Genomic DNA, 20,387 nt, shown 5'->3' on the forward strand with positions numbered 1-20,387 from the left:
GCCGATCAGATCAGATCCGACTCGGTGTCTGCAGCGATGTAGGACCGCCCCCACCAGCCGATGTCGAGATGGCGCACGAAGCGCCAGCGCGAGCGCTCGCGGTATTCGACAAAGGCTTTCGCCAGGCCACGACCGGGATTGCCGCGGTTGCCGACGAAGAGATCGTCGATATAGAGCACCGATCCAGGCTGAAGCAGCGGCTCGATGAAATCGAACACAGGAATGGCGGACTCATAGAGATCGCAGTCGATGTTCGCGAGTGCGATTCTGCGCCCGCTGCTTGCGAATTGCTCCTTCAGCGCCGGCGTGAGTGAATCGCCGTAGAGGCCCTTCACCGTGCGCACCTTGTCCGCAAAGACGCCGTGCTCGCCGATCAGGCGCAGAAACTCCTGTTCGGAGGTCGCGAGCGCGCCTTGCGTCCATTTGCCAACGCTGGTTTCGGTTTCGGGCGCCGGGAGGCCGGCAAAGCTGTCGAACGCCCAGAACGCCATGTCGTGGAGATTCTTGCGCCGCGCTTCGGTCAGCGCCATGCGAAAGGTGCGCGCGCGGTGGCAGCCGAATTCGTGATAATCGCCGGCGATCTCGTTCTCCTTCAGGAAATCGAAGACCTGGCGGAAGAATCTCAGCTTCTCGCTTTGCCTGTTCTGCTGGTTGTAGCGAATCTCGTCCTCCGCCGACCAATTCGCAAGCGCAGCACCGTCTGATATCTCGACCCAGGGCTCACGGGCGAGCGGCTTGATCCCGGTCGCAGAACCTGCGGGAAAATCGTCGGCACGATCGCTGCTCATGGCGCTTCACCGGCTGGAGGTCATTCGTGTTCCACCCCGCGCCCGGCCTCTGCGCGCGCCGGAATGGAATCAGCCCTGATAGCTTAAGCGAGCGGCCGATCAAGGCCAGCGGCCTTCCGTGCCCCCGATCGGCGCCGAACGGGGCCATTCCGGCGCACGACCTGTTGATAACTGCCCCCGGCCTATCGTTCGGGGGCCCCGAATCGACTCAGAACACGGACATGGATCGGCAATGCGCGGACACGGTAAGACTACGGTGGCGCGAATTGCGGCGGTTTTGAACGTGCGTCGGGATTCGCAGCGGGATAACCAGATCAGCGGTGATTCGCCGGTTGGCCCGCACACCGGGCTCGACGAAGCACAAACGAGGCCGGTTGCGAAGGTGGAACACGTCGCCCAATATTTGCGGGAGGTCTGCGACATTGCGCGGGCCTTGCCGACAGGCGAAATCGAGGCGCTCTGCGACGAGCTCGTGGTCCTGCGCCAGCGCGGCGGCCGGCTGTTTATCCTCGGCGTCGGCGGCAGTGCCGCGAATGCGAGCCACGCCGTCAACGACTTCCGCAAATTGTGCGGCATCGAGGCCTACGCACCGACCGACAATGTTTCGGAACTCTCCGCACGCACCAATGACGAGGGCTGGCCGAGTGTGTTCGTCGAATGGCTGCGGGTCAGCCGCATCGGGCCGCGCGATGCCATCCTGGTTCTCTCGGTCGGCGGCGGCAACCTCGAGCGCAATGTCAGCCCCAATATCGTCGCGGCGGTGCAAGAGGCAAAAGCAAAGGACGCCCGCGTGCTCGGCATCGTCGGACGCGACGGCGGCTATGCGAAACAGGCGGGCGACATCGTCGTCGTGATTCCCACTGCGGCAGAGCAGCGCGTCACGCCGCATGCCGAAGCGTTCCAGGCGGTGGTTTGGCATTGCCTGGTCTCGCATCCGAAGTTGCAGCGCAGCGCCACCAAATGGTGAAGCGCTGGCTTGGGGACTCCGTGAGGAGTAGTTTTACGTCGTGCGTGAGTCGCCTTTGCACCGAACGGAACTCGTTCAGTGCAACGGGTGGATGGGTTTGATCTGGCCGCGCTGGGCCGCGTGAAATGGATCCAGCGGGCAACGGGCTGAAGGGGCTTACGCAACATGAACGCACCGAGCATCGACGCGCTCAACATCAGGATATTCGGTGACGGCGCGGATCTCGCGACGATCCAGCGCACGTCGCTCGATTCGCGGATCAAGGGTTTCACGACCAACCCGTCGCTGATGCGCGCGGCAGGCGTCGGCGACTATCGTGAGTTCGGCTGCGCGGCGCTGCGCATCGTGCGCGACCGGCCGATCTGCTTCGAGGTGCTCGGCGACGACCTCGCCACCATCACTCATGAGGCTCGCGAGATCGCCTCGTGGGGGCCGAATGTCTATGTGAAGCTTCCGGTGACGACCACCCGCGGCGAGTTCTGCGGCCCTGCCATTGCGGAGCTGGCGCGCGAGGGCGTGAAGGTCAACGTGACAGCCATTCTCACGCTGAGCCAGGTCGAACGCGTCCGCGACGTGCTCGACGCCAATACGCCGGCCATCGTCTCGGTCTTCGCCGGGCGCATCGCAGACACCGGACGCGATCCCGTCGCGATGATGTCGGAGGCGCTCGATATCCTGTCGGATCGCCCCGCGGCACAATTGCTCTGGGCCAGCCCGCGCGAGCTGCTCAACCTGTTCCAGGCCGACGCCATCGGCTGTCACATCATCACGCTGTCCGCCGACCTGTTGAAGAAATTCGACCTGATCGGCAAGGACCTCGACATCTACTCGCGCGAGACCGTCGCGATGTTCCGCAATGACGCGCTGGCAGCCGGCTACGAGCTGTCGCCGCGCAAGCCGGCCCGGAAGCGCGTGGCCGGTCGTATCGATCGCTAACGACACCGGATTGCAATGCTCAAGAACGTCCTCGTCACCGGCGGTGCCGGCTATGTCGGCCATGTGCTGGTTCCCCGCCTGCTCGCCGACGGCTACAACGTCACCGTCTACGACCTCCTGTTCTTCGGCTCACGGCTGCCGAACCATCCGAACCTGCGCGTCGAGCAGGGCGATATCCGCGACACCGCCAAGCTCGCGACGTACCTCAAGGGCCAGGATGCGGTGCTGCATCTCGCCTGCATCTCCAATGATGCGAGCTTCGAGCTCGACGAGAACCTCTCCAAGACCATCAACTACGATTGCTTCGAGCCACTGGTGGTCGCGGCGCGCAAGGCGGGCGTGAAGCGCTTCGTCTATTGCTCGACCAGCTCGGTCTATGGTGTCAGCGACGCGCCCGACGTCACTGAAGAGCATCCTCTGGTGCCGCTGACGCTCTACAACAAGTTCAAGGGCATGTGCGAGCCGCTGCTGTGGAAGCACAAGGCTGACGATTTCACCTGCGTGACGGTGCGTCCGGCGACGATCTGCGGCTACAGCCCGCGCACGCGGCTCGACCTCTCCGTCAACATCCTCACCAACCACGCCGTGAACAAGGGCGCCATCACCGTGTTCGGCGGCAAGCAGATGCGGCCCAACCTCCATATCGAGGACATGGTCGATGCCTACCGGCTGATGCTGACCGCGCCGCACGACAAGATCCACGGCGAGACCTTCAACATCGGCTTCGAGAACCACTCGATCGCCGACCTCGCCACGATGGTGAAGTCCGTCGTCGAGACGAACGGCCGCCGTGACATCGGCATCGTCACCACGCCGTCGAACGACAATCGCTCCTATCACGTCAATTCCGACAAGATCCGCCGCGTGCTCGGCTATGCGCCGGCGCGAACGATCGAGGACGCGATGCGCGACCTCGCCCGCGCCTTCGTCAACCATCTGCTGCCGAACAGCTTTGACGACGACTGGTACTACAACGTCCGCACCATGAAGAAACTCGGCGCCAGATGAGTGCGCGCCCGACCGCGTTGGTGACAGGCGGCGCCGGTTTCATCGGCAGCCATATGGTCGAGCTGTTGCTGGCGCGGGGATACCGGGTGAGGGTGATCGACAATCTCGTCGGCGGCCGCGAGGCCAACCTCGCCGCGCATCGCCATAGTCCCGATCTCACTTTCGAACGCGGCGACGTCCGCGACCTGCAGCCGGGCGAAGCGCTGTTCCGCGACGTTATCAGCGTGTTCCACTTCGCCGGCATCGGCGACATCGTACCTTCGATCGAGTCGCCGCTCGACTACATGCGGGTGAACGTGCAGGGCACCGCGCAGGTGCTGGAATGCGCGCGCCAGGCGAACGTGCGCAAGCTCGTCTATGCGGCGTCGTCCTCCTGCTATGGGCTGGCCTCAACCCCGACCCGTGAAGACCATCCGATCTCGCCGCAATATCCGTATGCGCTGAGCAAGTACCAGGGTGAGCAGGCGGTGCTGCACTGGCACGCCGTGTACAAGCTCCCGGTCAACGTCATCCGCATCTTCAATGCCTATGGCACGCGCTCACGCACCGCAGGCGCCTATGGCGCGGTGTTCGGCGTGTTTCTGCGGCAGAAGCTCGCCGGCAAGCCCTTCACCGTCGTCGGCGACGGCACCCAGACGCGCGATTTCGTCTATGCCAGCGACGTCGCAGACGCCTTTTTGCGTGCCGGGGAGACTGAGCTGACCGGTCAAATCTGGAACCTCGGCGCCGGCAATCCGCAGTCGGTCAACCATCTGGTCGCACTGCTCGGCGGCCCCGTGATCCACATTCCGAAACGGCCGGGCGAGCCGGATTGTACTTTTGCCGACATCGCGAAGATTCGCCGCGAGCTTGGCTGGGAACCGAAAGTCAGCTTCGAGGAAGGCGTCCGTCGCATCCTCGCCGAGATCGACTATTGGCGCGATGCGCCGCTCTGGAACCCTGATACCATTGCCGCGGCGACGTCGGCATGGTTCAACGCGCTTGCGACCAAGGGAGCGCCGGCATGATGGACGATGCGACGCATCGGATGGTGAGCCACAAGCTGAAGAGCGCGGCCGAGATCGCCGCGCTGATCGGCCGCCGTCCGCGCGCCCGCAAGGTCATCATGTGCCACGGCACGTTCGACGTCGTGCATCCCGGCCATGTCCGCCATCTGCTCTATGCCAAGAGCAAGGGCGACATCCTGATCGCGAGCCTCACGGCGGACGCGCATATCCTGAAAGCCAATTTCCGGCCGTTCGTGCCGCAGGAGCTGCGCGCCTTCAACCTCGCCGCGCTCGAAGCCGTCGATTACGTGATGATCGACCCGAAGCCGACGCCGATCGACAACATCCGCCTGATCGAGCCCGACATCTTCGCCAAGGGTTACGAATACACCGCGGCCGGGCTGCATCCGCGCACCGCCGAAGAGAAGCAAGCGGTCGAGGCCTATGGCGGCGAGCTGATCTTCACGCCCGGCGACATCGTGTTCTCGTCCTCGCACATCATCGAGACGTCGCCGCCCTCGATCGCGACCGAGAAGCTGCTGACGCTGCTCTATGCCGAGCACCTCGATTTCGACAGCCTGCGCGGCGTGCTCGACCGCTTTCACGATCTCCGCGTCCACGTCATCGGCGACACGATCGTCGACACCTATACGCGCTGCGCCGTGATCGGCGGCGGCACCAAGACGCCGACGATGAGCGTGCGCTTCGAGGAGAAGCAGGATTTCGTCGGCGGTGCCGGCATCGTCGCCAAACATCTCGCCAGCGCCGGCACGAGAGTCACGTTCTCCACCGTGCTTGGCGACGATTCGACGGCGGAGTTCGTCAAACAGGATCTCGGCGCCACCAACATCGATTTCCACGCGATCGTCGATCCAAACCGACCGACGACCAACAAGGACGTCATCGTCGCCGCGGGCCACCATCTGCTCAAGGTCGACCGCGTCGACAACCGGCCGATCTCCGAGCGCATCCTGCGCACGCTGGCCGATCGCGTCGCGTCGGTGGAGGCCGACATCGTCGTGTTCACCGATTTCCGCCACGGCATCTTCAACCGCGAGACCATTCCGCATCTGGTCAAGGCGATCCCGAAGACCGCCTTCCGGGTCGCCGATTCGCAGGTCGCGAGCCGCTGGGGAAATATTCTCGAATTCCAGGGTTTCGACCTGATCACGCCGAACGAGCGCGAGGCGCGGTTCGCGCTCGGCGACCAGGACTCCGTGGTGCGTCCGCTCGGCACCGAGCTGTATCGCCAGGCACATTGCAGGACGCTGCTGCTCAAGCTCGGACCGCGCGGCCTGATGGCGTTCCGCGGCGAGCCCAAGAGCGACGAGGACGTTCGTTCCTTCTTTGCCGTCGACAGCTTTGCCGACAACGTCGTCGACGCCGTCGGCTCAGGCGATGCCCTGCTCGCCTATGCTGCACCGGCGATGTATCTCACCGGCAACGCCGTGGTGGCCGCCGTGCTCGGCTCGCTCTCCGCCGCCGTCGCCTGCGAGCACCAGGGCAACGTTCCGACCGAACCGAACGATATCCTCGACAAGATCGACCGTCTTGAGCGGCAGGCACAGTACCGCTGAGGCCGCGATGAAAGTCATCGTCGTCGGGTACGGAGTGCAAGGCCACAAGCGCTTCAAGGTCGCGGGCGAAGACGCAGTCGGGATCGTCGATCCCGTCGCGCCGGAAGCCAATTGGCGCCGGCTTGAAGATGTTCCTGTCGATCGCTTCGATGCGGCTATCGTCTGCACACCTGACGCGCCCAAGATCGCCTTGCTGAACTATCTGCTTGAGCGCGGCAAGCACGTGCTGGTGGAGAAGCCGCTGTTTGCCGTAAACGGCGACGACCTTGGCGCCCTCGAAGCGCTTGCCCGCCGATCTGGCGCGCTGTGCGTGACCGCTTACAATCACCGCTTCGAGCCACACTTCGTGCGGATGCGCGAATTACTACAGTCTGGTCGGCTCGGCTCCGTCTATCGCTGCCGCATGTTCTACGGCAATGGCACCGCCCGGCTCGTGCGCAACTCGGCCTGGCGCGACACCGGCGATGGTGTGCTCGGCGATCTCGGCTCGCATTTGCTCGACACGGTCCGCTTCTGGTTCGGCGACGTCGCCGATCGTTTCCGCATCGTCTCGGCGGAAAGCTTCGAGAATCGCGCACCCGACCATGTGGTGATCGCAGCCGAGGGGCGCCCGCAGATCGAGCTCGAGATGACGCTGTTGTCCTGGCGCAACCATTTCACCTGTGACGTCTTTGCCGAGCACGGCTCGGCGCATATCGAGTCCCTCTGCAAATGGGGCCCGAGCAGCTTTGTTCACCGCACCCGCGTGCTGCCGAGCGGCCGGCCGCCTGAGGAGAGCCAGATCCTGGTGCAGGACGATCCGACCTGGGCGCTCGAATTCGTGCATTTCAAGCAGCTCTGTGAAGCCCGTGCGGAGACTGATCTCTCCAACGACATCTGGCTGCATCGCGCGCTGACGCGGCTCGATCACGAGATTCAAGCGGGGCGTGGCGCATGACCCAGCCCCGCATCGCTTATGCCGGCATGACCCATCTTGGCCTCTGCTCGGCCATCGCTGCCGCAGCCCAGAATTTTGTGACGCTCGGCTTCGATGTCGATGCGCATCTGATCGGGCGCATCGCAGCGGGCGATCTGCCGGTGCGCGAGCCCGGGCTCGACGAGCTCCTGCGCGCGCATCGCGACCACATCAACTTCTCGGCGGACGCAGCGGCGCTGCACGCATGCGACCTCGTCTATGTCGCGCCTGACGTGCCGACCGATGGCACCGGCGCCAGCAATCTCAACGGCATCGATGCGCTGCTCGACCTCGTGCTCGCCAACACCCGCGTCGATGCGACCATCGTCATCCTCAGCCAGGTGCCGCCGGGCTTTACCCGGGAACGGCAGCGTCTCGGCCGAAGTATTCTCTATCAGGTCGAAACGCTGGTTTTCGGCCGCGCCGTCGAACGCGCGACCAGACCTGAGCGCTTCATCCTTGGCTGCCTCGATCCAGACGCGGCATTGCCGTCCGCCTGGCGAAGTTTTCTCGAATCCTTCGGCTGCCCGCTGCTGCCGATGCGGCTCGAGAGCGCCGAGCTGGCAAAAATCTCGATCAACTGCGCGCTGGCGGCGTCCGTCACCACCGCCAACACGCTCGCCGAGCTCTGCGAGCGCGTCGGCGCCGACTGGTCCGAGATCGCGCCCGCGCTCAAGCTCGACGCTCGCATTGGCCCCTATGCCTATCTCGCACCGGGGCTTGGGCTCGCCGGCGGCAATATCGAACGCGACCTCGTCACCGTGATGCGGCTATCGGAGCAGCACAGCACCGATTCCGGCATGATCCGCGCCATCGTCGCCAACAGCATCCATCGCAAGGACTGGGCGCTGCGCGAGCTGCACGAGGCGCTACTGGCGACGGCGCCACAGGCGCGGATCGGCGTGCTGGGCCTCGCCTACAAGGAAAACACCCATTCGGTGAAGAACTCGGCTGCGCTGGCGCTGATCGCACAGCTCGCGACGTGGCCGGTGCGTGCGTTCGACCCGGCTGTGCCTGCGTCCGCCGCCCAGCATCCGAAGCTGACGGCCGCATCGAGCGCGCTCGAAGCCGCACGCGATGTCGATGCGCTCGCGATCATGACGCCCTGGCCGGAATTCCGCGAACTCGCGCCCGCCGATCTGGCTCGCATCATGCGCGGGCGCCTGATTCTCGATCCCTACCGCATGCTCGATGCCGCCGCCGCCCGCGCGGCCGGCCTCGATTACCGCACGCTCGGCGCGCGGGCGTCGTGACACAGACTGGATGATGCCGATGACCGAGGTAAACCTCCTCTCCAAGCTGCCGCGCGGCAAGCGCAATCTCTCCGCGCGCGCCACGGCCAAGACCGAGGAGCACATCCGCATCTCCCGTGAATATGGCGAGGCCTATTTCGACGGTCCGCGCGAATATGGTTATGGCGGCTATCGCTACGACGGACGCTGGGCGCCGGTGGCGCAGGATTTCATCCAGCACTTCTCGCTCAAGCCCGGCGATCGCGTGCTCGATGTCGGGTGCGCCAAGGGCTTTCTTGTCAAGGATTTCATGATCGCCTGTCCCGGGCTCGAGGCATTCGGCCTCGACGTCTCCCGTTACGCGCTGATGCACTGCGAGGCGGAGACGATCGGTCGCCTGCACCTCGGCGACGCGCTGGACCTGCCGTTCCCCGACAACAGCTTCAGGTGTGCGATCTCCCTCAACACCATTCACAATCTCGACCGCGCCGGCTGTATCCGGGCGCTGAAGGAAATCCAGCGCGTCTCGGGTGGCCGCGCCTTTGTGCAGGTCGATTCGTACCGCACGCCGGAGCAGAAGGCCGTCTTCGAGGAGTGGGTGCTGACCGCCCGCTTCCACGATTACCCGCAAGGCTGGATCGCGCTGTTCGACGAGGCCGGCTATACCGGCGACTATTTCTGGACGATCATCGAGTAGGACGAGGACGCTTTCATGACCCAAGCCAGCTTCGATGGTAAAGCTGCGCGGATACGCTGCCAGCGTTACCGCCGGCGCATCCTCGACATCTCGCAACGCGTCTCGGCCCTGCACATCGGCGGCGCGTTCTCGTGCACTGAGATCGTCGATGGCATTTACAATGAGCTGATGCGCAAGCCCGGCCTGTCCTCGCCCGACACCTTCCTGATGTCGAAGGGCCACGGCTGCATGATCCAGTATGTCGTACTGGAGGAGCTCGGCGTGCTGACGCGGGCCGATCTCGATGCCTATTGCACGCCGCACGGCCGCCTCGGCGTGCATCCGGATTACGGCAATCCCGGCATCGAGGCCTCGACCGGCTCGCTCGGCCATGGCTTGTCGATGGTGGTGGGCATGGCGCTGGCCGAACGCGGCAAGCGTCGCGACGGAATGATCTACACTGTGCTCAGCGACGGCGAGACCCAGGAGGGGTCGACCTGGGAGGCGGTGCTGATGGCATCTTCCATGAAGCTGACGAACATCGTCGCCTTCATCGACAACAATGATTTTCAGAGCCTCGGGCGCACCTCCGAGACACATCCCTCGCTCTATCCGCTCGGTGCAAAGTTCGAGGCGTTTGGCTGGGAGACCGCCGAGATCGACGGCCACGATTCCGCGGCGATCGTCCGGGCGGCATCGGCACGCAAGGGCGACAGGCCGCTGATGGTGGTGGCGCGCACCACCAAGGGCAAGGGCGTCAGCTACATGGAAAATGCACCGATCTGGCACTATCGCGCGCCAAACAAGGATGAGTATGCCCAGGCTATCAGCGAGTTGGAGACGCAGGCGTGAGAAACACCTTTTCCGAGACGCTGTACGCGGAGGCGACCGCCAACCCTGACATCTATATCGTCGTCGCCGACATCTCGCCGGCCGGCAGCATGGGAAAATTCTCCAGCGAATATCCTGAGCGATTCATCAACGTCGGCGTTGCAGAGCAAAGCATGATCGGCATCGCGGCAGGCCTCGCACTGAAGGGCTGCCAGCCCTTCGCCTACACCATCGCGACCTTCAGCCTCTACCGTCCGTTCGAGATGATCCGCGACGATCTCTGCTACCAGAACCTGCCCGTCACGGTCGTCGGCATGGGCGCGGGCGTGATCTATTCGACGCTGGGCGGCACACACCATACCCAGGAGGACATCGCAATCGCCTCCGCGCTGCCCAACATGCAGGTGCTCGCGCCCTGCGATCCCCTCGAATGCATCGAGGCCACGCGCTGGTGCGCGCGGCAGAAGAATGGGCCGGTGTATCTGCGTATCGGCAAGGCCGGCGAGCCGGTGCTGACAGCAAACGCCGAACCCTGGCAGTTCGGCAAGCTGCGCTATCTTCGCCGCGGCAGCGACGTCTGCATCCTCACCTATGGCGTGATCACGGCGATGGCGACTGCGATCGCCGACAAGCTCGCCGCGCAAGGACGCTCGGTCTCGCTGGTTTCGGCGCATACGCTGAAGCCGCTCGACCGTGACGGCATCACGACCGCGCTGCAACAGCACAGCCATGTCGTGGTGATCGAGGAACATGCGCCGCAGGGCGGGCTCGCCTCGCAGGTGAAGCAGATCGCGTGGGACGTCCGCGCCACCTGCCGGCTCGATACGTTCACCCTGCAGGATGCCTTCATCCACAATTACGGCTCGACCAATGATCTGCTCGCGGCGCATGGCCTGTCGCCCGAACGGATCCTGGCCACGATCGGCTGAGGGCGAACGATGCGCGTGCTCGTGACCGGCGTCTCCGGCTTCTCGGGCAGCGCCGTCGCGCGTCGGCTCGCGGGCGGCGGCCATGATGTCTTGGGCATCCATCGCCGCGACACGAATTTCCTTACCCCGCTGCGCGGCGTCGCGCGGCTCGAACTGATCCGAACCGATCTCATCGACGCCGGCAAACTTCCCGGCCCGTTCGACGCCATCGTGCACACGGCTGCAACGTCACCCGGCCCGGGCGTCGATGTCACAACGCTCGTTCGCGACAATGTCGATGCGAGCTTCGCGCTGATCGAAACCGCCCAACGCTGGGGCGCCAGCCGCTTCATCTTCTTCTCGTCGCTCTCTTACTATGGCCGGATTGCGCAGGACATCGTCGACGAAGCCACGCCGATACGTGATCCCGACGCCTATGGCGCGACGAAACTCATCGCCGAGCAGCGGCTCGCCGAACTCTCGGCCGAATTTTCCACGCTGGCGCTGCGCCTGCCGGGAATCGTTGGCCCGGGGGCGCATCGGAATTGGCTCGCAGGCGTGGCGTCGCGGCTGCGGGCCGGCGAACCAATACGCGCCTTCCATCTCGACCGCCTCTACAACAATGCAGCCCATATCGACGACATCGCCGCACTCGTCCAGGCCGTGCTGACCCGCGAGCCCTGGCGTGGCTTCGACGCGGCGGTGCTCGGCGCCGCGGGATCGCTGACGGTGCGCGAAATCATTGAACGCCTTGCGCTCGCCCTCGGGGTGTCGGCCAAGATCGAAGAGACCGCCCCGACCAACACATCGTTCACGCTTTCGAGCGCGCATGCGATCACGCGCTACGGTTACCAGCCGTTGGAGATCGGGACGCTGATCGATCGTTACGGCCGCGAGATCGGCTAGGTCCGATCGTCCTCGCGATAGCAGCCCTTGCAGACCTCGGGAATGCGGCCCTCGCGGTGATCCCGGCGAAAGGTCTCGTAGGCCTCGCCGTGCCAGATCGCGACGAGATCCTCGGCATTACCGAGATCGACAACCTCGGGGTTGGCGATGGTGCAGCAGGGAACGGTGCGCATGTCGGAGGAGACATAAAGCCGTTCGAACGGCCAGGGGCAGAGCTTGTCGGTCCTGCGCCAGCTATATTTGTCCGTGACGTTCCAGAACGCTACGCGCACGCCGAGCTCGCGGCCGCGCGCCATCAGCCGCTCGCAGAGGTCCTCGGTGAAGGCATCGTCCGCGACGATGTCGCGCAACGCCGCACCCCATTTGTCCTGGCCCCAATTGGTGAGATCGAGCGAGAAGGCGAGGCTGGTGAAGCCGGCCTCGGCGGCAAGCTCGACGAAATCAGGCAACTGGTGCCGGTTGGACTGTTGCACCACCACCCACATCTTGGTGCGGTCGACACCGATCTCGCGGGAATAGGCGTTGATCAGCTTGCAATTGGCGATGACGCGCGAAAACACCGAACCGCGGCGGATGCTCTCGAACGTCGCCTCGTCGGCGCCGTCGATCGATATCTGCACTTCGTTCGGATCGGCGTCGATCAACCGGCGATAATTCTCGCGCAGATGCAGCAGCGAGGCGTTGGTGGTGGTACGCACCCAGATCTCGCGCTCGCGCGCATGACGCAGCATCGTGAGATAGGCATCGCCCTGCATCAGCGGCTCGCCCATGCCCTGGAGCTTGATCTCGATCAGGCCGTATTGGTGATCGAGCAGCGCCTTGAAGCTCTCGAGCGGCATGTCGCCGGCGCGCTGGCCTTTGTGCCAATCGCTGACCTGACACATGGTGCAGCGAAAATTGCAGCGGCTGACATTCTCGATGTCGAGCTTGATCGGCAGATAATCGACGATGGTGCGGTCGGTCCGCGCGCGCAGATATCTATCGTAGTTCGCACGCCGGCGCGGATCGAAGGCCAGCGCCCGCTCACGCTGGGCAACGTATGCGGCCGAGCCCATCGACGGCTCCGGCGCCGGCAAATTGCGCAGAAACGCAGCGCTTGCGGCAGGTCGTTCGATCGTATCGGCGTCGTGAGCCATTTGCGTCCGTCGCGGCGGGATCCAGGCGACCCCTGATGTCTGGGCAGAACGCAAAACTGATTCGGGTTAAAATCGACCATCATTCGCGCGGCATGGCAAGGCCTGGTCCGGCCGCTCCGTACAAGTCCGGTGGATCAACGCGACCGCGCTCAGATCACATAGAAGCCGTGCGTATCGTCGCGGCGAAGCTGGTCGACGAGGCCGTATTCCCACTCGAGATAGGCCTGCATGGCGCGCTCGGCGATATCGGTTCCCTCGTAGGGGCGGCGGTAGCGATGCGCGGGGTCAGGCTTCGGCAGGACCAGCGGCGGGCCGACCTCGAGCGCGCCGGCATAGCCACCCTCGAGCACGTAAACCTCCCAGCCCATCTGCGCGAGCCAGGACGCCGTCATGTCGGCGCGCACGCCCTTGTCGTCGGTCAGAAGGATGCGCGCACCGCGCACCGGCGCGGCCATATCGGTCTCCTGCACAAGCTGTCCGCCGGGATAGTGGCGGAAGCCCTTGAGGTGACCGGCCGTGTATTCCTCGGCGTCGCGCACATCGAAGCGGTAGAGTGTGCGACCGGTCTCGGCGACCAGCGCCGACATCTCGTTTGCGCCGACATGACGGACGCCGGCGCTGTAGGCGACGTCGCGGGCATTGGCCGGCCCACCCTCGAACGACCCGACGGCACCGCGCCGGTCGGCACCATGAGCCAGCGTGTGCCGCGCCAGCGTCCAGCCGATCGTGCCATTGCGCAGCGCGCGCACCTTGTTGGGCACGCCGGCATTGATCAGCGACTGGGTGCCGATGATCGAGCGGGTGCGGCCGGCGCAATTGATGATGATCGTCGTATCGGGATCCGGCGCAGCCTGACCGGCCCGCAGCACCAGTTCCGCGCCGGGCACGCTGACCGAGCCCGGAATGTTCATGATCGTATACTCGTCGAAGCGGCGAACATCGAGAATGGCGATGTTGGCCTTGTCGGCGATCAGCTTTGCCACTTCGTCTGCACTGAACGACGGCGTGTGGCGGCGCGCCTCGACCAGCTCGCCGAACGCCTTTGAATAGGAATTGACGTCCTCGAACACCTCGTAGCCTGCGGCGCGCCAGGCTTTCAGCCCACCATCGAGCGCACGGACATTGCCGTAGCCAAGTGCCGCAAGGCGCTCGGCTCCCGACGCGACCAGCCCCTCACCGTCATCAAAGAGCACGACCGGCACGTCCTTGCGCGGCAGCCGCACCTCAGCCTCGATCGCGATCCTATCCACCGCCATGTTGGCCGCAAACAGCGGATGCCCGGTGGCGAAGGCCGCCTCATGCCTGAGATCGAGCAGCGCGATCTCTTCGCGCAGCAGCAGCGCGCGGCGGATATCGGCGGGGGTGACAGTCGGAGGCTTCATGGCGTGAACCCAAACAAGGAGGTGCCATGGGCTTTTGAACGATTGTCGAGCTGTTGGCTAGTCGTACCGGGAAATTCGCAGCTTAGGTGAGAGGGGCATCGTCGCAAGCAGTTGGAGCCTACGAGATGAACACACCTGCTCATTGCCGATGGTGACTGCACATGATCGACGACCACGGGGGCAGTACGCCATGCTCACGTCATTTTGAACAGACTAACTGCGCAGCTAACCTTTACAGATTAGCTTCCTATATGCCAGTCAATCTGCCATGATCAATTCGTCGGACCAACGCCCGTCCGCGCGCGCCGGCGCGCTCGCTGAAGACCTCCGTTCGCTGGTCGGAAAGCTGAAGCGCCGACTTCGCGAGCAGACTGGCCCGGAGGACCTGACGCCGTCTCAGGTGTCGATCCTGCTGCGCCTGGAAAAGGACGGTCCCGCCACGGTGTCGAGCCTGGCCCGATCGGAAAAAATGCGCCCGCAATCGATGAGCAGCGCGGTCGCCGCTCTTCTGGCCGCGGGTCTGGTCAGTGGCGCACCAGATCCGGAGGACGGCCGTCAAACCATCCTGTCGCTGACGAAAGCATGCCGCGAATGGATCCGGGTCGGTCGTGCCGCCCGGCAGGACTGGCTCTCACGCACCATTTCGGCGCGGCTGTCAGCGCGGGAGCAGGACGAGCTCGCTGCGGCCGTCTCTCTGCTCAAGCGGCTCGTCGACGATTGACACGGGCGATCATCGCGTTGTTGGCGACAAGGAGCGCGCAGGAATGAACTGGCTTCATCTCGTTTCTTATTTTTGGGGCGGCGCATTTCTTGCGAACGCCGTGCCACATCTCGTGAGTGGCCAACGCGGGGAGCCGTTCCAGACCCCGTTCGCAACGCCGCGGGGCGAAGGGCTGTCCTCGTCGATGGTCAACGTGCTCTGGGGTTCGTTCAACCTTGTCGTCGGATACCTCCTCGTCTGCCGCGTCGGAGAATTTTCCCTCCTGCACTCGGGCGATGTCGTCGCACTCGGGCTCGGCATGCTGCTATTGAGCTTGTTTCTCGCACGGCGCTTCGGCCGGTTCCACGGCGGCAACACGCCAACGGGGGCGTGAGCGTGCCGACCGCGGGCACATTTCGCTCACTGCGCAACTACAATTACCGTGTCTGGGCTGCAGGTGCGCTGGTGTCCAACACCGGAACGTGGATGCAGCGCGCCGCGCAGGACTGGCTCGTTCTCACCGAGCTGACACGGCACAACGCCTCGGCGGTGGGCATGGTGATGGCGCTGCAGTTCGGACCACAGCTGCTGCTGATGCCGTGGACGGGTTATGCCGCCGACCATTTCAACCAGCGGCGGCTGCTGGTCGCGACCCAGGCAACGATGGGCGTGCTGGCGCTGGTGCTCGGTCTTCTCACTGTCACCGGCCTTGTGCAGCTCTGGCACGTTTATGTGTTCGCTTTCCTGTTCGGTTGCGCTGCAGCCTTCGATGCCCCGGTGCGTCAGACCTTCGTGGCCGAGCTCGTCGGCGACGGCGAACTCTCGAATGCGATTGCGCTGAACTCAACGTCCTTCAATGCCGCACGGATGGTGGGGCCAGCGATCGCAGGGATCGTCATCGCCTCGATCGGCACCGGCTGGGCCTTTCTTCTCAATGCCGCATCTTTCATGGCGGTGCTCTGCTCACTCGCCCTGCTGCGCACCTCGGAGCTTCGCCCGAATGCGCGGGCGCACAGGGCACCGGGCGGCATGACCGAGGGGTTTCGCTACGTCTGGTCACGCAGCGATCTCAGGGCGATCATGATCATGCTGTTCCTGATCGGCACGTTCGGGCTGAATTTTCCGATTTTCATCTCGACTATGGCGGTCAGCGTCTTCCACACCGATGCGCGTGGCTTCGGCCTGTTGTCGTCGACAATGGCGATTGGCACCATCTCGGGCGCGCTGCTGGCTGCCGGGCGCGCGCAGCCGAAATTCGTCTCGCTGCTGCTGGGCGCCGCAACGTTTGGCGCCGGCTGCACGCTGGCGGCGCTTGCACCCAGCTACTGGCTGTTTGCCGGCTCGCTCATCCTGATCGGAGTCGCGGCGCTGACGGTCACCAACACGTCTAACGCCATGATGCAGCTCTCCACCGAGCCGCGGATGCGGGGGCGCGTGATGGCACTGCGCCTCGGCGTCGCGCTTGGCGGCACGCCGATCGGCGCACCGATCGTCGGATGGGTCGCGGACAATCTGGGCCCGCGCTGGGCGCTCGGCGTCGGTGCGGCGGCCGGTTTTGCCGCCGCGCTCGTCGCGGCCCGGGCCATGTCGGCGCGCACCGCGGACGATGACAGCGAATGAACCGCGCGCTTAGGCGATGGCGGGGCTGGTCAGCTCGTCCAACTTCGTCTTGAGGGCAGCGCCATCCGACAACGCGCGCAGCGGCGGCCGCACGCGCAGCCAGCCGGAATCGCCGGTCTGAGCGGCGAGAATGGCCTTCAGCGTCGTGAGGAACGATGGCGACTTCACCACGATATCGACCGCAGCCTGCATGCGCGCCTCGACATCCTTGCCGTCGATCATCGCCTTGACCAGCTCCGGCGCGATGTTGGCCATGCCGCAGATGGTGCCCGCGCCGCCGCCGGCGATCGCACGCGCGATGTCGGTTTCATTGCCGACTGTGATGGCCAGTTCAGGCGCCGCAGCGCGGAATGCCTGGAACTGCTTGAAGTCGCCGCTGGAGTCCTTCAGGCCTGCGACCACCTTGCCGTAACGCTTGCGCAGATTCGCAGCGACGCTGGTCGGGATCGCGACACCGGAAACCTGCGGAATGTGATAGAGATAGGCGCGCAGGCGATCGTCCGCGACACCGTCGAAGATCGCGGCGAATGCGTCCTCGATCCCGGCGGGCGGCACGCTGCGATCGAAATAGGGCGGCAGATACAGCACGTGGCAGAGCCCGAGGCCGAGCACGGCGCGCGTCAGCGCGATGCTGTCGCTGATCGCAGAGAAGCCGCCGCCGACGCCGATGCGCTCTGCCGGCACGCCAGCCTTGATTACGGCTTCGATGGTCGCGACGCGTTCGGCGACATTGAACGAGGTGCCCTCACCGGTCGTGCCGAACAGCACGACGCCGTCGACGCCCTTGCCGAAGAGACGCTTCGCATGAGCGGCGAGCTTTGCGGAGTCCACGCTCCCGTCGGTCGCCAGCGGCGTCGCCGACGCCACCCAGAACCCGCGAATTGCCTCCGTCATAGCACCACCCGTTGTTGCGGCTCCCGGCCAAGTCTCTGATCACCAACGATCTTAAGGACCTGCCAAGCCTTGTTTTTGCTTTACTTTTTATCTTGTACCTTACATACAAGGTCGACGCAAATCCTTTCAGCCCTCGCGGTGCGCATGAGGCGCAGCCGAAATTGGAGGAGGTCTCGCATGAACGTGGTGACCCCCGTTGGACATCCCGAGCCATTGCTCGCCGCGCTGCGTAACAAGCTCGGCACCGCAGCCGTGCTGACCGGCAACGACGTGCCCGCACGCAACCGCAACGACTGGAGCGCGAGCCTGCCGCAAACGCCGCTCGCGGTGATCCGTCCGCTCGATGCGCAAGGGGTTGCCGATGCGATCCTGACCTGCCGGCAGGCGCGCCTGCCCTTTGTGCCGCAGGGCGGCTTGACCGGGCTCTGCCGCGGCGCCGCGCCCGAAGCGGGCTGGGTCGCGATCTCGCTGGAGCGCATGACCGGCATCGACGAGATCGATCGCGCCTCGATGACGATGACGGTGAAATCGGGCACGCCGCTCGAGACGATCCAGAAGGCTGCCGACGAGGCCGGCTTCTTCTTTCCGCTCGATCTCGGCTCGCGCGGCTCCTGCGCGATCGGCGGCAATCTCTCGACCAATGCCGGCGGCAATCGCGTGATCCGCTACGGCATGACGCGCGAGCTGGTGCTCGGGCTCGAAGTCGTGCTGCCCGACGGCACCATCATCACCAGCCTCAACAAGCTGATGAAGAACAACGCGGGCTACGACCTGAAGCATCTCTTCATCGGCTCGGAAGGCACGCTCGGCATCATCACCCGCGTGGTGCTGAAACTGTTTCCGAAGCCGCGCTCGACCATGGCCGCGCTCTGCGCGCTGAAGGACTATGCGGCGGTTGTCGCACTGCTTGATGCCGCGCGCAGCGGGCTCGGCCCGTTGCTCTCGGCGTTCGAGGTGATGTGGCCGGATTATTGGGAGGTGATCACGAATCGCGCCGGCGTCAAGCCGCCGGTCGCCGCCGGCCAAGGCCTCTACGTGCTGATCGAGGCTCAGGGCACCGACGAGAGCGTCGATGCGCCGCGCTTCCAGGCCTGGCTCGAAGGTCTGATGGAGCGCGGGCTGCTCGCGGATGCCGCCGTGGCGCAATCGCTGGCGCAGACGCAGGCGTTCTGGCGCGTCCGCGACATCTGCGCCGAGTTCGGCCAGGTGCTGGGGCCGCACATCTCCTACGACATCGGCCTTGCAGTGGCGCGGATGGACGAGTTCGCCACCCGCTGCAAGGCGGCGCTCGCGCAAGGAATCAAAGGCTGCGAGAGCGTCTATTACGGTCATATCGGCGACGGCAATCTTCACCTTGTCTCCTGGGTCACCGGCCTTCCCGTCGAGCAGCAGCCGAAGGAGGAGATGGATGCGATCATCTATGGTCTCGTCCGCGACATGGGCGGCAGCGTCTCAGCCGAGCACGGCATCGGCACGCTGAAAAAGAAGTGGCTGGGACACGCCCGCAGCGAGCCTGAGATCGCGCTGATGCGGACATTGAAGGCCGCACTCGATCCCGATCATCTCCTCAACCCCGGCAAGGTCATCTGAGAGAGCCTATGCGATCGCTGAAGCTCGATGCGCCGAAATCGCTGTCGCAGCGGGTGATGCTGCGGCTGCGGCAGGCCATCATCGACGGCGAGTTCGCGCTCGGCGCCGCGATCTCCGAGGAGATGGTGGCCAATTCCTTCGGCGTCAGCCGCACGCCGGTGCGCGAGGCGATGGGCCAGTTGCAGGCGCAGGGGCTCGTCGTCATCCGGCCGCAAGTCGGCAGCTTTGTGTTCACGCCCAGCGCCGAGGACATCACCGCGCTCTGCACCTTCCGCATTGCGCTCGAACCCAAAGCGGCCGAGCTCGCCTTTCGCCACGACCGCGATGGCGCGATCTCGACCATAAACGGCGCGATCGCGGCGATGGAGCCGGCGGTCGCGGCCAGGGACAACATCGCCTATGGCCGCGCCGATGCCGCCTTTCACGAGGGCCTGTTCGCGCATTGCGGCAACCGCTATCTCGCTGAATCCTACCAGCTCGTCTCGGGCCGTGTCGCCGCGCTCCGCACCAACCTGACCTCTCCGATCGACGTGCGCACCCGCTCGTCGTTTGACGAGCACCGCAAGCTGCTCGATCTGTTCGCGCGCGGCGAGTTTTCGACGTTCGAAGCGGCGATGACCACGCACATCACCAATTCGGGCGTGGTCTACGCCAAAGCGCTCGCGGTGGGCTGAGCCGATCTAACGCGCGTCCCTCGAGCCCGGCCTGTCGAGAAAATCCAGTGCGGTATTGATCTGTTCGAGCTGGTGCTCGATTTTGTCGCGGTCCTCGACCGACGACGCTTTTTCAAGCTGTTCCACAAGCCTTTGCTTCCGCAGCAGCAAGTTCTCTATGACTGTGCTCACAACTCCCCCATCGCCCCGAGGCGAATATCGAGGTCGTCCAGATCCTGGACGCGGGCGCGCGCAAGCCGGGCTCGCTGCGATCCCTTAGGCCAGAATGTGCGCAAAGGCGGATGGTTCCTAAGGATGAACCGCCGAGACGATGGAACTATGTGCTCAATGCGCGGCCACGATCGACGCAAGCTCGGCGGGGGCGACGTGATTGCGCGTGACGGAGATCGAGAATACCGCCAGCAACGCGCACAGCATGCAAAGCCTCATCCGGACCGTCCTGCGATCGTTGATCGGCAGGAACAGAAAAAACATCATCGCCAGGACCAGCAGCACGTCGACCATGATCATCGATCTCTCCTCCGAAGCTGCGCAGAGGATGGCACGCGATGGCCCGCCGATATGTGGTCGGCATCACGCTCCGCTCGGGGAGCTGAATACCGCCCCCTGGAGGTCCGGATC

General features: G+C 64.7%; 21 protein-coding genes. 16 read left to right on the plus strand and 5 right to left on the minus strand.

From position 1 onward, the window contains the following. Window positions 1-5: 5 nt before the first annotated feature. On the minus strand, window positions 6-788 hold the full coding sequence (locus JQ631_RS26260) for a TylF/MycF/NovP-related O-methyltransferase (protein WP_212331194.1): 783 nt from the start codon (window positions 786-788) through the stop codon (window positions 6-8). A gap of 382 nt (window positions 789-1,170) precedes the next feature. Here JQ631_RS26260 and JQ631_RS26265 point away from each other — a divergent pair, with 382 nt between their 5' ends. From JQ631_RS26265 to JQ631_RS26315, 11 genes are all read left to right on the plus strand, one after another. Then, a complete protein-coding gene (locus tag JQ631_RS26265) occupies window positions 1,171-1,755 on the plus strand; it encodes an SIS domain-containing protein (protein WP_349645024.1) in 585 nt (194 codons plus the stop codon). Between the two features lie 165 nt (window positions 1,756-1,920). Continuing rightward, window positions 1,921-2,691 carry a transaldolase gene (locus tag JQ631_RS26270; RefSeq protein WP_212331199.1) on the plus strand — a complete coding sequence of 257 codons (771 nt, stop codon included), beginning with the start codon at window positions 1,921-1,923 and terminating at the stop codon, window positions 2,689-2,691. A gap of 15 nt (window positions 2,692-2,706) precedes the next feature. Next, entirely contained in the window at window positions 2,707-3,699 is a 993-nt protein-coding gene (locus JQ631_RS26275; RefSeq protein WP_212331202.1) for an NAD-dependent epimerase/dehydratase family protein, read from the plus strand. Next, complete coding sequence (locus tag JQ631_RS26280; RefSeq protein ID WP_212331204.1) at window positions 3,696-4,706, plus strand: NAD-dependent epimerase/dehydratase family protein; 1,011 nt, start codon at window positions 3,696-3,698, stop codon at window positions 4,704-4,706. The genes JQ631_RS26275 and JQ631_RS26280 overlap by 4 nt, the downstream gene beginning before the upstream one ends. Further along, the gene (locus JQ631_RS26285) at window positions 4,703-6,262 is read left to right on the plus strand and encodes a PfkB family carbohydrate kinase (protein WP_212331206.1); all 1,560 of its coding nucleotides are present in this window, start codon (window positions 4,703-4,705) and stop codon (window positions 6,260-6,262) included. Before JQ631_RS26280 ends, JQ631_RS26285 begins: the two co-directional genes overlap by 4 nt. Before the next feature lie 7 nt (window positions 6,263-6,269). After that, entirely contained in the window at window positions 6,270-7,199 is a 930-nt protein-coding gene (locus tag JQ631_RS26290) for a Gfo/Idh/MocA family protein (protein ID WP_212331208.1), read from the plus strand. Then, window positions 7,196-8,470, plus strand: a complete 1,275-nt coding sequence (locus tag JQ631_RS26295; RefSeq protein ID WP_212331217.1) for a nucleotide sugar dehydrogenase — start codon at window positions 7,196-7,198, stop codon at window positions 8,468-8,470. Before JQ631_RS26290 ends, JQ631_RS26295 begins: the two co-directional genes overlap by 4 nt. A 19-nt stretch (window positions 8,471-8,489) precedes the next feature. Beyond that, the gene (locus JQ631_RS26300; protein ID WP_212331220.1) at window positions 8,490-9,146 is read left to right on the plus strand and encodes a class I SAM-dependent methyltransferase; all 657 of its coding nucleotides are present in this window, start codon (window positions 8,490-8,492) and stop codon (window positions 9,144-9,146) included. Between the two features lie 15 nt (window positions 9,147-9,161). Next, complete coding sequence (locus JQ631_RS26305; RefSeq protein ID WP_212331224.1) at window positions 9,162-9,977, plus strand: transketolase; 816 nt, start codon at window positions 9,162-9,164, stop codon at window positions 9,975-9,977. After that, on the plus strand, window positions 9,974-10,885 hold the full coding sequence (locus JQ631_RS26310) for a transketolase family protein (protein ID WP_212331229.1): 912 nt from the start codon (window positions 9,974-9,976) through the stop codon (window positions 10,883-10,885). The genes JQ631_RS26305 and JQ631_RS26310 overlap by 4 nt, the downstream gene beginning before the upstream one ends. Before the next feature lie 9 nt (window positions 10,886-10,894). Further along, the gene (locus JQ631_RS26315; protein WP_212331232.1) at window positions 10,895-11,770 is read left to right on the plus strand and encodes an NAD-dependent epimerase/dehydratase family protein; all 876 of its coding nucleotides are present in this window, start codon (window positions 10,895-10,897) and stop codon (window positions 11,768-11,770) included. On the opposite strand, the gene JQ631_RS26320 is transcribed toward JQ631_RS26315, so the two are convergent. Both JQ631_RS26320 and JQ631_RS26325 read right to left on the minus strand, forming a co-directional pair. Continuing rightward, window positions 11,767-12,906: a radical SAM protein gene (locus tag JQ631_RS26320; RefSeq protein ID WP_212331247.1), complete on the minus strand. Its 1,140-nt coding sequence runs from the start codon at window positions 12,904-12,906 to the stop codon at window positions 11,767-11,769. The two genes, JQ631_RS26315 and JQ631_RS26320, sit on opposite strands and share 4 nt — an antisense overlap. Before the next feature lie 149 nt (window positions 12,907-13,055). Further along, window positions 13,056-14,288: a rhodanese-like domain-containing protein gene (locus JQ631_RS26325; protein ID WP_212331249.1), complete on the minus strand. Its 1,233-nt coding sequence runs from the start codon at window positions 14,286-14,288 to the stop codon at window positions 13,056-13,058. Between the two features lie 268 nt (window positions 14,289-14,556). Between JQ631_RS26325 and JQ631_RS26330 the strand changes: the two genes are divergently transcribed. From JQ631_RS26330 to JQ631_RS26340, 3 genes are read left to right on the plus strand one after another with little or no spacing between them, the layout of a single operon-like run. Then, window positions 14,557-15,009, plus strand: a complete 453-nt coding sequence (locus tag JQ631_RS26330; protein WP_212331259.1) for a MarR family winged helix-turn-helix transcriptional regulator — start codon at window positions 14,557-14,559, stop codon at window positions 15,007-15,009. 43 nt (window positions 15,010-15,052) lie between these two features. After that, entirely contained in the window at window positions 15,053-15,382 is a 330-nt protein-coding gene (locus JQ631_RS26335) for a hypothetical protein (protein WP_212331261.1), read from the plus strand. Then, window positions 15,379-16,608 (plus strand): MFS transporter, encoded by a 1,230-nt coding sequence (locus JQ631_RS26340; protein WP_212331263.1) that lies wholly within the window; start codon window positions 15,379-15,381, stop codon window positions 16,606-16,608. Before JQ631_RS26335 ends, JQ631_RS26340 begins: the two co-directional genes overlap by 4 nt. 9 nt (window positions 16,609-16,617) lie before the next feature. On the opposite strand, the gene JQ631_RS26345 is transcribed toward JQ631_RS26340, so the two are convergent. Further along, window positions 16,618-17,502: a dihydrodipicolinate synthase family protein gene (locus tag JQ631_RS26345; RefSeq protein WP_212331265.1), complete on the minus strand. Its 885-nt coding sequence runs from the start codon at window positions 17,500-17,502 to the stop codon at window positions 16,618-16,620. 177 nt (window positions 17,503-17,679) lie between these two features. Between JQ631_RS26345 and JQ631_RS26350 the strand changes: the two genes are divergently transcribed. Both JQ631_RS26350 and JQ631_RS26355 read left to right on the plus strand, forming a co-directional pair. Beyond that, window positions 17,680-19,092, plus strand: a complete 1,413-nt coding sequence (locus tag JQ631_RS26350; RefSeq protein ID WP_212331267.1) for an FAD-binding oxidoreductase — start codon at window positions 17,680-17,682, stop codon at window positions 19,090-19,092. Window positions 19,093-19,100: 8 nt separating this feature from the next. Continuing rightward, the gene (locus tag JQ631_RS26355) at window positions 19,101-19,766 is read left to right on the plus strand and encodes a GntR family transcriptional regulator (protein ID WP_212331270.1); all 666 of its coding nucleotides are present in this window, start codon (window positions 19,101-19,103) and stop codon (window positions 19,764-19,766) included. 324 nt (window positions 19,767-20,090) lie between these two features. On the opposite strand, the gene JQ631_RS26360 is transcribed toward JQ631_RS26355, so the two are convergent. After that, window positions 20,091-20,270, minus strand: coding sequence for a hypothetical protein (locus JQ631_RS26360; protein WP_212331272.1), 180 nt, complete (start codon window positions 20,268-20,270; stop codon window positions 20,091-20,093). Window positions 20,271-20,387 lie beyond the last annotated feature (117 nt).

Origin of the sequence: Bradyrhizobium manausense (genome assembly GCF_018131105.1) — a bacterium.
Lineage (GTDB): Bacteria > Pseudomonadota > Alphaproteobacteria > Rhizobiales > Xanthobacteraceae > Bradyrhizobium > Bradyrhizobium manausense_B.

Bases quoted from the DNA above. Each gene is read 5' to 3' on its own strand.
- JQ631_RS26260 (WP_212331194.1), bottom strand. From the start codon at position 788: ATGAGCAGCGATCGTGCCGACGATTTTCCCGCAGGTTCTGCGACCGGG.
- JQ631_RS26270 (WP_212331199.1), top strand. From the start codon at position 1,921: ATGAACGCACCGAGCATCGACGCGCTCAACATCAGGATATTCGGTGAC.
- JQ631_RS26275 (WP_212331202.1), top strand. From the start codon at position 2,707: ATGCTCAAGAACGTCCTCGTCACCGGCGGTGCCGGCTATGTCGGCCAT.
- JQ631_RS26280 (WP_212331204.1), top strand. From the start codon at position 3,696: ATGAGTGCGCGCCCGACCGCGTTGGTGACAGGCGGCGCCGGTTTCATC.
- JQ631_RS26285 (WP_212331206.1), top strand. From the start codon at position 4,703: ATGATGGACGATGCGACGCATCGGATGGTGAGCCACAAGCTGAAGAGC.
- JQ631_RS26290 (WP_212331208.1), top strand. From the start codon at position 6,270: ATGAAAGTCATCGTCGTCGGGTACGGAGTGCAAGGCCACAAGCGCTTC.
- JQ631_RS26295 (WP_212331217.1), top strand. From the start codon at position 7,196: ATGACCCAGCCCCGCATCGCTTATGCCGGCATGACCCATCTTGGCCTC.
- JQ631_RS26300 (WP_212331220.1), top strand. From the start codon at position 8,490: ATGACCGAGGTAAACCTCCTCTCCAAGCTGCCGCGCGGCAAGCGCAAT.
- JQ631_RS26305 (WP_212331224.1), top strand. From the start codon at position 9,162: ATGACCCAAGCCAGCTTCGATGGTAAAGCTGCGCGGATACGCTGCCAG.
- JQ631_RS26315 (WP_212331232.1), top strand. From the start codon at position 10,895: ATGCGCGTGCTCGTGACCGGCGTCTCCGGCTTCTCGGGCAGCGCCGTC.
- JQ631_RS26320 (WP_212331247.1), bottom strand. From the start codon at position 12,906: ATGGCTCACGACGCCGATACGATCGAACGACCTGCCGCAAGCGCTGCG.
- JQ631_RS26325 (WP_212331249.1), bottom strand. From the start codon at position 14,288: ATGAAGCCTCCGACTGTCACCCCCGCCGATATCCGCCGCGCGCTGCTG.
- JQ631_RS26330 (WP_212331259.1), top strand. From the start codon at position 14,557: ATGATCAATTCGTCGGACCAACGCCCGTCCGCGCGCGCCGGCGCGCTC.
- JQ631_RS26335 (WP_212331261.1), top strand. From the start codon at position 15,053: ATGAACTGGCTTCATCTCGTTTCTTATTTTTGGGGCGGCGCATTTCTT.
- JQ631_RS26345 (WP_212331265.1), bottom strand. From the start codon at position 17,502: ATGACGGAGGCAATTCGCGGGTTCTGGGTGGCGTCGGCGACGCCGCTG.
- JQ631_RS26350 (WP_212331267.1), top strand. From the start codon at position 17,680: ATGAACGTGGTGACCCCCGTTGGACATCCCGAGCCATTGCTCGCCGCG.
- JQ631_RS26355 (WP_212331270.1), top strand. From the start codon at position 19,101: ATGCGATCGCTGAAGCTCGATGCGCCGAAATCGCTGTCGCAGCGGGTG.
- JQ631_RS26360 (WP_212331272.1), bottom strand. From the start codon at position 20,270: ATGGTCGACGTGCTGCTGGTCCTGGCGATGATGTTTTTTCTGTTCCTG.